The organism is Burkholderia sp. BCC0044 (assembly GCF_902832955.1).
Taxonomy (GTDB): domain Bacteria; phylum Pseudomonadota; class Gammaproteobacteria; order Burkholderiales; family Burkholderiaceae; genus Burkholderia.
Genome location: NZ_CADFDO010000001.1, coordinates 626,693 through 641,177, shown reverse-complemented (window position 1 = coordinate 641,177; position 14,485 = coordinate 626,693). Strand labels below are relative to the sequence as shown.

General features: G+C 69.4%; 13 protein-coding genes. 10 read left to right on the top strand and 3 right to left on the bottom strand.

What is annotated here, in order from left to right; all coding sequences use genetic code 11:
- The 6 genes from cobN (at position 1) to HWX14_RS02890 (ending at position 7,105) form a co-directional block, all read left to right on the top strand.
- On the top strand, positions 1-3,810 hold the full coding sequence (gene cobN / locus HWX14_RS02915; protein ID WP_175881473.1) for a cobaltochelatase subunit CobN: 3,810 nt from the start codon (positions 1-3) through the stop codon (positions 3,808-3,810).
- On the top strand, positions 3,807-4,901 hold the full coding sequence (locus HWX14_RS02910; protein ID WP_175881472.1) for an ATP-binding protein: 1,095 nt from the start codon (positions 3,807-3,809) through the stop codon (positions 4,899-4,901). Before cobN ends, HWX14_RS02910 begins: the two co-directional genes overlap by 4 nt.
- A gap of 68 nt (positions 4,902-4,969) precedes the next feature.
- The gene (locus HWX14_RS02905) at positions 4,970-5,578 is read left to right on the top strand and encodes a VWA domain-containing protein (RefSeq protein ID WP_175881471.1); all 609 of its coding nucleotides are present in this window, start codon (positions 4,970-4,972) and stop codon (positions 5,576-5,578) included.
- A gap of 61 nt (positions 5,579-5,639) precedes the next feature.
- On the top strand, positions 5,640-6,092 hold the full coding sequence (locus tag HWX14_RS02900) for a YaiI/YqxD family protein (protein ID WP_174430393.1): 453 nt from the start codon (positions 5,640-5,642) through the stop codon (positions 6,090-6,092).
- A gap of 25 nt (positions 6,093-6,117) precedes the next feature.
- Positions 6,118-6,750, top strand: coding sequence for a DUF1993 domain-containing protein (locus HWX14_RS02895; RefSeq protein WP_175882337.1), 633 nt, complete (start codon positions 6,118-6,120; stop codon positions 6,748-6,750).
- 28 nt (positions 6,751-6,778) lie between these two features.
- Positions 6,779-7,105 (top strand): low molecular weight protein tyrosine phosphatase family protein, encoded by a 327-nt coding sequence (locus HWX14_RS02890; RefSeq protein WP_175881470.1) that lies wholly within the window; start codon positions 6,779-6,781, stop codon positions 7,103-7,105.
- A gap of 39 nt (positions 7,106-7,144) precedes the next feature.
- Here the strand turns inward: HWX14_RS02890 and HWX14_RS02885 are convergent, their stop codons facing one another.
- The gene (locus HWX14_RS02885) at positions 7,145-7,567 is read right to left on the bottom strand and encodes an NUDIX domain-containing protein (protein ID WP_175881469.1); all 423 of its coding nucleotides are present in this window, start codon (positions 7,565-7,567) and stop codon (positions 7,145-7,147) included.
- Positions 7,568-7,719: 152 nt separating this feature from the next.
- Positions 7,720-7,980 (bottom strand): hypothetical protein, encoded by a 261-nt coding sequence (locus HWX14_RS02880; protein ID WP_175881468.1) that lies wholly within the window; start codon positions 7,978-7,980, stop codon positions 7,720-7,722.
- 278 nt (positions 7,981-8,258) lie between these two features.
- Here HWX14_RS02880 and HWX14_RS02875 point away from each other — a divergent pair, with 278 nt between their 5' ends.
- The 4 genes from HWX14_RS02875 to HWX14_RS02860 all read left to right on the top strand — a co-directional run bounded on the left by HWX14_RS02875 (position 8,259) and on the right by HWX14_RS02860 (position 12,863).
- Complete coding sequence (locus HWX14_RS02875; RefSeq protein WP_175881467.1) at positions 8,259-9,428, top strand: CoA transferase; 1,170 nt, start codon at positions 8,259-8,261, stop codon at positions 9,426-9,428.
- Positions 9,429-9,553: 125 nt separating this feature from the next.
- Positions 9,554-10,855 (top strand): citrate:proton symporter, encoded by a 1,302-nt coding sequence (locus HWX14_RS02870; protein WP_175881466.1) that lies wholly within the window; start codon positions 9,554-9,556, stop codon positions 10,853-10,855.
- A 37-nt stretch (positions 10,856-10,892) separates the two neighbouring features.
- Positions 10,893-12,059, top strand: coding sequence for an acyl-CoA dehydrogenase family protein (locus HWX14_RS02865; protein ID WP_175881465.1), 1,167 nt, complete (start codon positions 10,893-10,895; stop codon positions 12,057-12,059).
- Between the two features lie 60 nt (positions 12,060-12,119).
- Entirely contained in the window at positions 12,120-12,863 is a 744-nt protein-coding gene (locus HWX14_RS02860; protein ID WP_175881464.1) for an IclR family transcriptional regulator, read from the top strand.
- A 102-nt stretch (positions 12,864-12,965) separates the two neighbouring features.
- Here HWX14_RS02860 and HWX14_RS02855 read toward each other — a convergent pair whose 3' ends face one another.
- The gene (locus tag HWX14_RS02855; protein ID WP_175881463.1) at positions 12,966-14,321 is read right to left on the bottom strand and encodes a chitinase; all 1,356 of its coding nucleotides are present in this window, start codon (positions 14,319-14,321) and stop codon (positions 12,966-12,968) included.
- Between the last annotated feature and the right edge of the window lie 164 nt (positions 14,322-14,485).

Below are 14,485 nucleotides of genomic sequence, written 5' to 3'. Positions count from 1 at the left end.
ATGCATCTGCTGCGCACCACGCCGGGCGGCTTCGTCGACGATACGCAGGGCGTCGTCCGGATCGACCAGCAGCCGGCCGACATCGTGATCCTGAGTTCGGCCGACACGACGCTGTCGCTGCTCGCGAGCGTCGTGCCGCAGTTGCCCGAAGGATTCCCGAGCGTGCGGCTCGCGAACGTCACGTTCCTGCGGCAGCCGGCGTCGGTCGATTTCTACGTCGACGACGTGCTGCGTCATGCGAAGACGGTCGTGATCGATCATCTCGGCGGCGAAGCGTACTGGCCGTACGGGATCGAGCAGGCCGTGTCGCTCGCGTCGAAACGCGGGCAGCAGCTCGCGATGTTCTCGGGCGACCTGCAGGAGGACCCGAACCTCGTCGCGAAGAGCACGGTCAAGCCCGAGCTGTGCCGGTTGTGGTGGCGCTACCTGCGCGAAGGCGGCGTGCACAACGCCGACGCGCTGCTGCGCAGCATCGCGTTTCACACGTTCGGGTTCGGCGACGAGCCCGAACCGCCGCGCCCGCTGCCGGCCGCCGCACTGTATCACCCGGCGCGCGACCGCGCGAGCGTCGACGACTGGCGGCCGCGCTGGACGCCGGGCGCGCCGGTCGTCGCGATCCTGTTCTATCGCGCGCACTGGCAGGCCGCGAACACGGCCGTGTTCGACGCGCTCGCCGATGCACTGATCGACGAAGGACTGAATCCGCTGCCGATCGCGGTCACGTCGCTGAAGGACGCGGTGAGCCGCGAGGTCATCACGCAGCTCTGCGACACGCACGATGTCGCGCTCGTGCTGAACACCACCGCGTTCGCGGCCGGCGCGATCGACAGCCCCGAGCCCGACGTGCTGGCCGGCGACGCGCCGGTGCTGCAGGTGATCCTGTCCGGCGGCAATCGCGACGCGTGGGTCGCCGACAACCAGGGCCTGCACGCGCGCGACATCGCGATGCATATCGCGCTGCCCGAAGTCGACGGACGCATCGTCACACGCGCGGTGAGCTTCAAGGGGCTCGCGTATCGTTGCCCGCACACCGAAGTCGACGTCGTGCGTTATCAGCCGGACGCCGAGCGGATCGCGTTCGTCGCGGCGCTCGCGCGCGGCTGGTGCCGGCTGCGCACACTCGACGATGCCGACAAGCGCATCGCGCTGATTCTCGCGAACTATCCGCAAAGCGAAGGACGGATCGGCAACGGCGTCGGGCTCGACACGCCGGCATCCGCGCTGCGCGTGCTCGCGGCGCTGCGCGATGCGGGCTACACGGTGGCCGACCTGCCGCCCGACGGCGACGCGCTGATCGCGCAACTCACCGAAGGCGTGACCAACGATCCCGCCGTGCGCACGCTGCGTCCCGCGTTTCAGAGTTACGCGCTGGCCGACTATGTCGCGCGTTTCGAGCGGCTGCCGGAAGCGGTGCGCGACGCGCTGAACGAACGCTGGGGGCCGCCCGAAGCCGACCCGACGCTGCGGCAACAGCGTTTCACGATCGCCGGCTGGCGCGCGGGCAACGTGTTCGTCGGCATCCAGCCGTCGCGCTCGCGCGACGACAACGACTACGCGAGCTACCACGATGCGGACCTCGTGCCGCCGCATGCGTATCTCGCGTTCTATTTCTGGCTGCGCGATACGTATCGCGTCGACGCGGTCATCCATCTCGGCAAGCACGGCAATCTCGAATGGCTGCCGGGCAAGAGCGTCGCGCTGTCCGACGCATGCTGGCCCGACCTGACGCTCGGGCCGCTGCCGCACCTGTATCCGTTCATCGTCAACGATCCGGGGGAGGGCAGCCAGGCGAAGCGCCGCGCGCAGGCCGTGATCGTCGATCACCTGATGCCGCCGCTCACGCGCGCGGAAAACTACGGCCCGCTGCAGGATCTGGAGCGGCAGGTCGACGAATACTACGAAGCGCTGATGGTCGATGCGCGGCGCGCGAAGCTGTTGCGCAAGACGATCCTCGCGACGATCGCCGAGCATCGGCTGCACGACGAGCTGAGCGTGTCGCCGCCGCGCGATGCGGGCGACGAGGATGCACTGCTCACGCGGGTCGATGCGTGGCTGTGCGAACTGAAGGAAGCGCAGATTCGCGACGGATTGCATGTGTTCGGCGCGTCGCCGCTCGAGCGCCAGCGGCGCGACACGCTGCTCGCGCTCGCACGGTTCCCGATTGGCGACGGCAAGGGCGAACGGGCCGGGCTGATCGGCGCGCTCGCGCGCGATCTCGCGCTCGGCGACGCCTTCGATCCGCTCGCGGCCGACTGGGCCGCGCCGTGGACCGGGCCGCGGCCGTCCGTCCTGCAGACGCTCGACGCGTCGCCGTGGCGTCATGCGGGCGATACGCGCGAGCGGCTCGAACGCCTTGCGCAGCATTGGCTGAACGTCGTGTGCGGAACCGCTTCGGATGATCCCGGCATCGACATGCCGCCGCCCGGCGAATGGCCGCATACGCTCGCGGTGATCGAACGCGTGCGTTCGACGCTGTTGCCCGCACTCGACGCGTGCGGCGGCGAGGAAATGCGTCAGCTGCTGCGCGGCCTCGACGGCCGCTTCGTGCCGCCGGGGCCGAGCGGCTCGCCGTCGCGCGGCCGTCCCGACGTGCTGCCCACGGGTCGCAACTTCTATTCGGTCGATACGCGCGCGGTGCCGACGCAGGCCGCGTGGTCGCTCGGGCTGAAATCCGCGCAGCAACTGATCGAGCGCCATCTGCAGGATCACGGCGACTATCCGCGCGCGATCGGGCTGTCGGTGTGGGGGACGGCGACGATGCGCACCGGCGGCGACGACATCGCGCAGGCGTTCGCGCTGATCGGCGTACGGCCGAAATGGGCGCACGGCAGCCATCGCGTGACCGACTTCGAGATCCTGCCGATCGAGATCTTCGACCGGCCACGCATCGACGTGACGCTGCGCGTGTCGGGCTTCTTCCGCGACGCGTTCCCGAACCTGATGCATCTGTTCGACGCGGCCGTGCAGGCGGTCGCCGCGCTCGACGAGCCCGAAGAGTTGAACCCGATCCGCGCACGCATCGAACGCGAACGCGAGAAGTGGATCGCGCAGGGCGTGGCGCCCGACGAAGCGCGGCGCCGCGCCGGCTGGCGCGTGTTCGGCGCGCGGCCGGGCAGCTACGGCGCGGGCCTGCAGGACCTGATCGACCAGCGCCGCTGGCAGACCGACGCCGATCTCGCGGATGCCTACCGTCAATGGGGCGGCCATGCGTACGCGCAGAACAGCGCGGGCGACGCGGCGCCCGACGTGTTCGGCGAGCGGCTCGCGACGATCGACGTCGTCGTGCAGAACCAGGACAGCCGCGAGCACGACATCCTCGATTCGAACGACTACTACCAGTTCCAGGGTGGAATGACGGCGGCGGTGCGGCACCTGTCCGGGCAGCAGCCGAGCCTCTACCACGGCGACCATGCGAACCCGGCCGCGCCGAAGATGCGCACGCTGCGCGAGGAAATCGCACGCGTGATCCGCTCGCGCGTCGTCAACCCGAAATGGCTCGACGGCGTGAAGCGTCACGGCTACAAGGGCGCGGCCGAAATGGCCGCGACCGTCGACTACCTGTACGGCTATGACGCGACCGCGCGCGTGCTGTCCGATCACCAGTACGCGCTCGTCGCCGACGCGTACCTGTTCGACGACGCCACCCGCGCGTTCGTCGAACGGCACAACCCGAAGGCGCTGCACGGCATCTGCGAACGCTTCGTCGAAGCGATGCAGCGCGGGCTGTGGCAGCAGCCGGGCCATTATCGCGAGCGGATCGAAGCGATCTGGCTCGCCAGCGAACAACGCCAGGAAGGAGGACGGCGATGACCGATCCGACGACGCACCGCGCCCGCGCGGTTTTTCCGTTTGCGGCGCTCGTCGCGCAGGACGCGTTGCAACAGGCGCTGTTGCTTGCCGCGATCGATCCGTCGCTCGGCGGCGTGCTCGTCAGCGGCCCGCGCGGCACCGCGAAATCGACCGCCGCGCGCGGGCTGGCGGAGCTGCTGCCGGAAGGGCAGTTCGTCACGCTGCCGCTGTCGGCGAGCGACGAGCAGGTGACGGGCACGCTCGATCTCGCGCATGCCCTCGCCGAAAACGGCGTGCGTTTCCGGCCGGGCCTGCTGGCTCGCGCGCATCTCGGCGTGCTGTACGTCGACGAAGTGAATCTGCTCGCCGACGGACTCGTCGACACGCTGCTTGACGTCGCCGCGAGTGGCGTGAACATCGTCGAGCGCGATGGCGTGTCGCATGCGCACGACGCGCGCTTCGTGCTGGTCGGCACGATGAATCCCGAGGAGGGCGAGCTGCGCCCGCAGTTGCTCGACCGCTTCGGGTTGATGGTCGAACTGGAGAACTGCTTCGACGCTGCACAGCGCGAGCGGATCGTGAAGGCGCGTCTTGCGTTCGATCTCGATCCGGAGGCGTTTCGTGCGCGTCACGCGGCTGCCCAGCGCGAACTCGCCGGCCGGATTCACGCGGCGCGCGCGCGGCTGGCGGCGCTCGATTTCGACGATGCGGTGCATGCGCGCGTCAGCGCGCTGTGCATCGACGCGGCCGTCGACGGGCTGCGTGCCGATCTCGTGATGCTGCGCGCCGCACGGGCCCTTGCCGCGCTGGAGCAGGCCGAGGCGGTGACGGTGTCGCATGTGGCGCGCGTGGCCGAAGCCGTGTTGCGGCATCGGCGCCATGCGGGGCGGCCGCCGTCGCAGCAGTCGTCGCAACACGGCGACGAACGCGACGATCGTTCGCCACCGGACACGCGCCAGCAGCCCGACAAGCGACAGGGCGACACGGACGACACGGGCAATACGAAGGGCGACGCGTCCACATCGCAAAGCGACTGGGGCTACCTGCCGCCCGAACCGGCCGGGCTGCGCGATGTAAAAAGCGTGGTGCCGCTACCGCTAAAAAAACGCTGAGCCATCGAGCCGGCGCCGCCGCGAACCCCATTCGCGGTCCTCGATGGCAGTCAGGCGCAGCCGCGCGCGTGCCGGGCACGGTGTGCGCCGGCACGAGCGTCGCGTGGCCGGCGACGCTCGCCGCGAAGCGCGGCGGCCCGCTGCATCGCGAGCATCTGCGCTACGGCAAACGCGCGGGCACGCCGCACGCGCTGCATTGTTTCGTGCTCGACTGTTCGGCGTCGATGTTGTCGCACGAGCGGCTCGCGCTCGCGAAGGGGCTGATCGTCGCGTATTTCGATCAGGCCGCGCGTGAGCGTGTCGAAACCGCACTGATTTGCTTCGGCGGTCAAGGCGCCGCGCGGCGCTTCGGTCCGGCCGTGCCGCGCTGGTGGAACGCGCGCTGGCTCGAACCGGTCGACGGCGGCGGCGGCACGCCGCTGGCGGACGGCATCGCGACCGCCGCGCAGCTCCTCGCTCGCGCCGCGCGTCGCGAGCCCGCCAAGGCACGCTGGCTGTGGGTGTTGTCCGACGGGCGCACGCGCGAAATGCCGGCCAGACCCGCGGCGGCCGATCATGTCGTGTTCGTCGACTTCGACGATGCGGCCGTGCGGATCGGGCAGGGCGCGCGGCTCGCCGCGGCGTGGGGCGCGCAGTGGGTGACGGCCGACGCGCTTCGCACGGATCTCGCCGGCTGAGGGCCGGTCGGCGGTGCGCTATGATCGACGTTTGCGCTTCTGCTCACTGGAAACTCCCGCCATGCAAGTACTGGTCGATGCCGACGCGTGTCCCGCCGTCATCAAGGACATGCTGTTTCGCGCCGCGCGCCGTGCCGAAATCTGCGTGACGCTGGTCGCGAACCAGTTTCTGCGTACGCCGCCGTCGCCGTTCATCAAGGCCGTGCAGGTGCCGGCCGGCTTCGACGTGGCCGATGCGCGCATCGTCGAGCTGGCGGAACCCGGCGACCTCGTGATCACCGCCGATATCCCGCTGGCCGCCGCTGTGCTCGACAAGGGCGCGCATGCGCTCGACCCGCGCGGCAACTGGTTCAGCCGCGAGAACATCGAGGAACGCCTGTCGACGCGCGCGATGATGGACCAGTTGCGCAGCGCGGGCATCGACACAGGCGGCCCCGCGCCGTTCAGCCCGCGCGACGGCAAGACGTTCGCGTCGCAGCTCGACCGGTTCCTGGCGCGGCACGGCAAGCCGTAACGGCATGCGTTTGCGTGCAGTCAGGATGCAGGTTCGCGCCGACGCTGCTATCGTGGGGCGAGAACCCCAACACAGGAGCGCATGCGTGTCACCCACCCAACTTCTCGTTCCAACTTACACCCAGATGCTGCGCGCGCAGTCCGCGTGGCTCGACAAGGCGGTCGCCCACCGGCAGGCCGCGGGCGACGAACCCGACGCGGCGATGACGCTGAGGCTCGCGCCCGACATGTATCCGCTCGCCGCCCAGGTACGCTTCTCGTGTTTCCAGGCGATGGAGCCGGTTCACCGGCTGCGCGGCGAACCGCTGCCGGCGGCATTGCTCGCGTTGCGCGAGGCGGGCTGGAACGCGGATGCGCAACCCGGCTCGCCGGCCGATGCGCAGGCGATCATCGCCGGCACGCTCGCCTTTCTCGGCGAACTCGCACCGGATGCGCTCGATGGCGGCGCTGCGCTGCCGATCTCGCTCGAGCTGCCGAACGGGATCGCGTTCGACATGACGGGCGAGCAGTACGCGCGCGACTGGGCGCTGCCGCAGTTCTACTTCCATGCGATCGCCGCGTACGCGATCCTGCGCCATCACGGCGTCGAACTCGGCAAGGCCGATTACGTGCCGCACATGCTCGCGTACGTGCGGCCGGGCACGATTCCGCAAGGTTGAGCCAGCCCCCGGGCGGCCGCGAAGCGACATGGCACGGGCACTGTTCCTCTGCAGCCGCAACCGGCTGCGCAGCCCGACGGCCGAAGCGGTGTTCGCCGCGTGGCCGGGCATCGAAACCGACTCCGCGGGCCTCGCGCCCGACGCGGACGTGCGGCTGTCCGCCGAGCAGCTCGACTGGGCGGACATCGTGTTCGTGATGGAGCGCGCGCACCGGGCGCGACTGTCGGCGCAATTCGATGCGCATCTGAAGCACAAGAAGATCGTCTGCCTCGACATCCCCGACCGCTACGCGTTCATGCAGCCCGAACTCGTCGCGCTGCTCGAACGCAAGGCCGGTCCGTTTCTGCGCGCGTAATCGTCGCAATCAGCACCCGAGCCCGAGCCGGCGTCGACCTCAGCGAAGCCGTCCGCTCGCGAATGCGGAAAAACACTCGAGCCGCAGCAGTTCGATGATCTTGCGCGTCGGCACGCTGGCCCGCAGCGTGTCGAGCCGGTCGACGGTGAACCACTTGCAGCGGGCGATCTCGTTGCTCGCGCGCGGCGTCAGATGCGCGGGCACGTCGGCCACGAACACGTGATGCAGCTTCGTCAGCCCGCCGAACTGCACCGCGTAGTCGAGTGCGAGCCCCTCCAGCCGCGTTTCTTCCGCGAGCTCGCGCTGCGCGGCTTCGAGCGGCGTCTCGCCGCGCCGGATCGTGCCGCCCGGCAGCGACCAGCGCGCCGCGGTGCGCGCGACCAGCAGCACGCTGCTGCGCTGGCGGCACACGATCGTGGCGCGTTCTTTGATGACGGCGAGGGTATCCGGCCCGGTGCTCATGTTCTGGCAAGACAGGTGCTGAATCGTGGAGAGAAGTGCGCGCCGGCGGCCATTGTCCGGCAGCAGGCGGCGACGGCATGCAAGCCGCCACGCCGATGTTACCGGCCGTTCGTGACAGTTCCGTGCCGGGCGGTCGCTCCAGGGACGACACGTCACGCGTGCGTATAGATCCCGCTGCGCGCCGGCTTCGCGCGACGCGAATAGCGGCGCTTGTGAACCGCACGCCGGTGATGAGGCGACGGCGCGGTGACGTGCCGGCGCGCGGGCGCGGGCCGGGCCGCCGGCGCGGCAGCATGCGGCGCGGCGCCCGACACCCCGGTTTGTCCCTCGTCGAAATGGAAAGTCTGGTTTTGCGCGTGCGCGACGCCCAGCGTCGACGCCAGCACGAAAGCCGCCAGCCACAATCGTTTCATGAATGTTCCGCCTCATATCGTTCGGGATGAACGCTGGCCGCCAGCTTAGCGAACGGCGGGGCGCCACCGCAACCGGCCCGTGTTGGGTGGGGTCCCCGCTTGCGCGCGACGACGTGATCCGCGCGGCAGCCGGGTGCATCCGGGCTTGACAACATAATTCCCGAGTGTGAATATAAATTCACACACAAGAATTATTCGTCGAATCCGGTCGGGCCGCGCCGTCAGTTGCGGGCCACCGGAACCGGCAGTTCGATCGACCGGAACCAGGAGCGAGACGCATGGCGGAACACGAGCAGCAGGGCGCGCTGGCGGGATTGCGCATCATCGATCTGTCGCGGGTGCTGGGCGGCCCGTACGCGACCCAGATCCTCGCCGACCACGGCGCGGAGGTGATCAAGGTCGAACCGCCGTCCGGCGACGAGACGCGCACGTGGGGGCCGCCGTTCGACGGCGACACCGCGTCGTACTTCCTCGGCGTGAACCGCAACAAGCTCGGCATCGCGCTCGACCTGACGCAGCCGGCCGATCGCGAGCGGCTGCTCGGGCTGCTCGAACACGCGGACGCGATCGTCGAGAACTTCAAGATCGGCACGATGGAGCGGTGGGGGCTCGGGTTCGACGCGCTGCATGCGCGGTTTCCGCGCCTCGTTTATTGCCGCGTGTCGGGTTTCGGCGCGGACGGCCCGCTCGGCGGGCTGCCGGGCTACGACGCGGCCGTGCAGGCGCTCGCGGGGCTGATGAGCGTCAACGGCGAAGCGGGTGGCGCACCGCTGCGCGTCGGCGTGCCGATCGTCGATCTCGTCACGGGGCTGAACGCGGCGCTCGGCGTGCTGATGGCGCTGCGCGAGCGCGATGCGAGCGGGCGCGGCCAGTTCGTCGAATCGACGCTGTTCGACTGCGCGCTGTCGATCCTGCATCCGCATACGCCGAACTTCTTTCATTCGGGCAACGCGCCGGTGCGCACCGGCAACGCGCATCCGAACATCACGCCGTACGACAGCTTCCCGACGGCGGGCGCCGACATCTTCCTGGCGGTCGGCAACAACGGCCAGTTCGCCGCGCTGTGCGACGTGCTCGGCACGCGCGACTGGCTCGACGATCCGCGTTTCGCGGACAACCGCGCGCGCAGCCAGCATCGCGCCGCGCTGCGCACGCTGCTCGAGACGGCGCTGGCCGCGCACGACGGCGCGACGCTCGCCGCGCAGCTGATGCGCCGCGGCGTGCCGTGCGCGCCCGTGCTCGGGCTCGATGCGGCGCTCGACCATCCGCATGTCGCGCATCGGCAGATGAAGGTCGAACTGGGCCGGCATCGCGGCATCGCGTCGCCGATCAAGCTCGGCCGCACGCCGGCCACGTACCGGCGGCCGCCGCCCGCGCTGAACGAACATGCGGCGCAGGTGTTCGCGGACGGCAACGGCAGCAACAACGACGACCACTGCCGGAGCTGACCGGCACCGCGGCCGTCGGCCACGTCGCATTGCGGCGCCGAGCCGCGCACACCCATATTCGGACATCACGCCGGCCCGCGCATCGACACGTACGGCATGCGCACCGGCTGAAGAGGAGACGCATCATGCTCGCATGGATCGGCGCGATCGCCATCGTCGCGCTGTTCGGCCTGATCATCACGAAGCGGTTGTCGCCGCTCGTCGCGCTGATCGTCGTGCCGGTGGCCGCGTCGCTCGCGGCCGGTTTCGGGCTGCAGACCGGCAAGTTCATCGTGCACGGCGTACAGAACATCGGCCCGATCGCCGGGATGTTCGTTTTTGCGATTCTATTTTTCGGTATCCTCACCGATGCGGGGATGCTCGACCCGATCATCGCCGGCGTGCTGCGCGTGATCGGCTGCCATCCGCCGCGCATCGTGATGGGCTCGGCGCTGCTCGCGCTGCTGATCCATCTCGACGGCTCGGGCGCCGTCACGTTTCTCGTCACGCTGCCCGCGATGATGCCGCTCTACACGCGGCTCGGGATGGACCGCCGCATCCTCGCGTGCGTCGCGTCGATGGCGGCCGGCGTCAACTTCCTGCCGTGGGTCGGGCCGATGCTGCGCGCGTCGGCCGCGCTGCACATTCCCGGCTCGGCGATCTTCACGCCGATGATTCCGGTGCAGATCGTCGGGCTCGCGTTCGTGTTCGGCACCGCCTGGGTGCTCGGTGTGCGCGAGGCGAAACGGCTCGGGCTCGACCGCGCCGGCGCGGCCTCGCTCGCGATCGCGCCGCGCGAGCTGACCGACGCCGAACGCGCGTTGCGCCGGCCGGGACGCTTCGGGATCAACGTCGCGCTGACGCTCGTCGTGCTCGTCACGCTGGTGTCGGGCATCGTCGACCCGATGGTGATGTTCATGCTCGGCACGGTCGCCGCGCTCGTGATCAACTATCCGGACGTCCAGGCCCAGCGCGAGCGGATCGACGCGCATGCGAAGGCCGCACTGATGATGGCGAGCGTGCTGCTCGCGGCCGGCGCGTTCACCGGCATCATGTCCGGCACCGGGATGCTGAAGGCGATGGCCGAAGTGGTCGTCGCGCACGTGCCCGTCGAGCACGCGCGCCACATGCCGTTCGTGCTCGGGCTGCTGTCGATGCCGCTCAGCCTGCTGTTCGATCCCGATTCGTTCTACTTCGGCGTGCTGCCGGTGCTCGCGGAGAGCGGCAAGCTGCTCGGCGTGCCGCCGATCCAGATGGCGCAGGCCGCGCTGCTCGGCCAGATGACGACGGGCTTTCCGGTGAGCCCGCTCACGCCCGCGACGTTCCTGATCGTCGGCCTGACCGGCGTCGAGCTCGCCGAGCACCAGAAATTCACGATTCCGTTCCTGTTCGCCGCCACCGTGCTGATGGTCTTCGCCGCGGTCGCGACGGGCGTGTTTCCATTGTGAGCGGCGCGGCCGTTCACGCTTGCCGGGAGAGCAGTCCATGCAGTTCGACCTGACCGACGACCAGCGCGCGATCGAAAGCGCGATCGAGAAAATCTGCGAACGCTTCGGCGACGACTACTGGCTCGAACGCGATCGCGCGGGCGGATTTCCGGCCGATTTCCACGCGGCGCTCGCCGACGCCGGCTGGCTCGGTATCGCGATGGACCCTGCCTACGGCGGCGCCGGGCTCGGGATGACCGAGGCGGCGCTGATGATGCGCACGATCAGCGCGTCGGGCGCCGGCCTGTCGGGCGCGTCGGCCGTCCACATGAACATCTTCGGGCTGAACCCGGTGCAGGTGTTCGGCAACGACGCGCAGAAGGCGCGCTTCCTGCCGCCGCTGATCGCCGGGCGCGACAAGGCGTGCTTCGCGGTAACGGAACCCGACGCCGGCCTCGACACCACGCACCTGAGCACGCAGGCGCGCCGCGACGGCGATCACTATGTGCTGAGCGGGCGCAAGATCTGGATCTCGACCGCGCAGGTCGCGAACAAGATGCTGATCATCGCGCGCACGACGCCGCTCGACCAGGTCGCGAAGCCGACCGACGGGCTGAGCCTGTTCTATACCGACCTCGACCGTTCACGGATCGAGGTGCGCGAGATCGAGAAGATGGGCCGCAAGGCGGTCGATTCGAACATGCTGTTCATCGACAACCTGCGTGTGTCGCGCGACGACCTGATCGGCCACGAAGGCGACGGCTTCCGCTATCTGCTGCACGGGCTGAACCCCGAACGGATCCTGATCGCGGCCGAGGCGATCGGGCTCGGGCAGGCCGCGCTGCGCCGCGCGACGCAGTATGCGTGCGAGCGCGTGGTGTTCGGCCGGCCGATCGGGCAGAACCAGTCGATCCAGCATCCGCTCGCGCAGGCGTGGATGCAGCTCGAGGCCGCGTGGCTGATGGTGATGAAGGCCGCGACGCGCTACGACGCGGGCCAATCGTGCGGCGCGGAGGCGAACGCCGCGAAATACCTCGGCGCGGAAGCCGCGTTCCAGGCCTGCCAGACGGCGATCGCGACGCACGGCGGGATGGGGTACGCGAAGGAATACCATGTCGAGCGCTACCTGCGCGAGTGTATGATTCCGAGGCTCGCGCCCGTGAGCCCGCAACTGATCCTGTGCTACATCGCGGAGAAGGTGCTCGGGCTGCCGAAGTCTTACTGACCGTACCGACCTGGCGGCCCGCCCGGCGCGCGGTTTCCCGTTCCGAATCAAGCGCTCGTCATGGACGTCAAACTCGTTGCCCGCACGCTCGACCTGTTCGAGCTGTTCGCCGCCGAACGGCGGCCGCTGCCGCTCACCGAACTCGCGCGCCTGCTCAATGTGCCGGCCTCGAGCTGCCTCGCGATGGCGCGCACGCTCGTGAGCCGCGGCTATCTGTACGAAGTGCGCAAGCGCGGCGGCTACTACCCGACGCGACGCCTGCAGACGGTCGCCGCCGCGATCGACGCGACCGACCCGGTCGTCGACATCATGCATCCGCACCTCGTCGCGCTGCGCGACGCGAGCCGCGAAACGGCCGTGCTCGGCAAGATCCAGGGCGCGTCGGTCACGTATCTCGACGTCGTCGAATCGGAGCAGGCGATTCGCTATACGCGCCAGCCGGGCGAGCTGCGGCCGCTGCATGCGAACTCGATCGGCAAGGCGATCTTCGCGGAACTCGCGAGCGATGCGCAGCAGGCGCTCGGCGCGCAACTGCCGTTCGAACGCTTCACCGACGCGACGGTGGCCGACCTCCCGGCGCTCGTCGCGCAAACGACACGGTTTCGCGAACTCGGCTGGGCCGAGAACTTCGGCGAGAGCGCGCCCGAGCTGTCGGCGATCGCGGTGGCGCTGACGCTCGACGGCGACTGGTACGGGCTGTCGGTCGTCGGGCCGACCGAGCGGATCCGCCAGCATCGCGACACGCATGCGGCGCTGCTCGTCGACGCGAAGGCGCGGCTGCTCGCCGAGCACGCGCGCGGGTAGGGCAGCGGCGCACGACGCTGGCGGCAGCGGGCCGTCGCCAGCGTGCGATCCTGCCACGCCGAAAACGGCCCGCCGCGCGTCACGCGCGAACGCGTCGCCCCGTCACGACTTCACCCACACGCCGCCCGCGCTCGGGTTGTCGCCCTGCGTCCACCATTTCGCGCAATACTTCGCGCCCTGATACGTCACGCACGTGCCGCCTTGATAGGCGGTCGTCGCCGACCACGCGGGCGTGCCGCCGCCGACCGGCTTCCACACGGCCGCCTGGCCCGGCACGTCGCCCTGTGTCCACCACTGCGCCTGATACGTCGTGCCCTGGTAGGTGACCGTTGCGCCGGCCGTATAGACCTGGCCGGCCACCCACGGTGCGCCCGGCTGCGGCGTGCCGCCGTCCGAGCCGCCGCCGTAGTTCGGGTCCTGCGTGACGCCCGCGCCCCACTTGCCGTCGAGCTTCCTGAAGATCGTCGCGAACGCGTACGGCTGCTGCGCGACGCCCGAGCAGGTCGGCGACGCATACGTGCCGCCGGACGGGCACGCCTGGTCGCGGCCGACCGACCAGTTGCCGAAGAACCCGTAGCCGTTCGCGACGGCCGCGTTCAGCACGGTCTGCGCATTCGCGAGCGTGAAGGTTTCGCCTTGCACGTCGTTGACGCCGATCATCGGCGTGACGCCGACCATCTGCCACAGCTGCGCGTTGGTCTTCGGCTGGCCGGCCGACTTGAACGCGGTGTCGAGTTGCGAATAGAGCGCCTGCGCGGCGCTGATCGCGGCGGCGCCCATGTCGATGTTCGCGGGGCCGTAATCCATCGCCATCACGTTCACCGCGTCGAACGCGGTCTTGTTCGCGATGGCCGCGTTGACGACGTTTATGCCGTCCTGCGTGAGCCCGGTCGGCATCGTCGGCAGCGTCAGCGTCACGTGCAGCGGCTTGCCCTTCGCCGCGTAGTCGGCCTGCAACTGCGCGACCGCCTGGAAGTTGCGCGCGATCGCCGCCGTGTCCTGCTGCGACGCGCCCTCGATGTCGAAGTCGATATGCGTGAGGCCGTACGTGTCGATCACCGTCTGGTATGCAGTCTTCAACGCGGGGACCGTCGAGCACGCCTGCATCAGCGGCGTGCCGTTCGCGCCGCCGAACGACACGGCGACTTCGCCGCCTTTCGCACGGTAGCTCGCGATCGACGTGGACAGCGCGGTCAGCAGGCCGCCGCTCGCGCCGTTGCCGATCGGCTGCACGCCGCCCCACGACGGCACGCAGCCGTTGCCCGCGACCACGAACGCGAGCGTGAACTGCTGGATGCCCTGACGCACGCCGATCTGGTCGACCAACGGTGTCGGATAGAGCGTCACGTCGACATAGGGCGCATAGACGCCGGCCCCTTGCGACACGCTCGCCATCGCGAGCAGACAACCCGCGGCAAACGCACGCGGAATGAAACGCGGCAACACATTGTTGTTCATTCTGTGTTCTCCAAGTGGAAGAGGGATACGCTGGCCTGCGTATCGCCGCCGATGGGGCAGGCACGTGCCCCGTCGGCGGCGTGCCTATCTTGGAGGATTCGCGTCGAATAGGAAACTTAGGTGTTCTTCTTTTTGTTATTCGATTTCCGATACGTAACGAACTT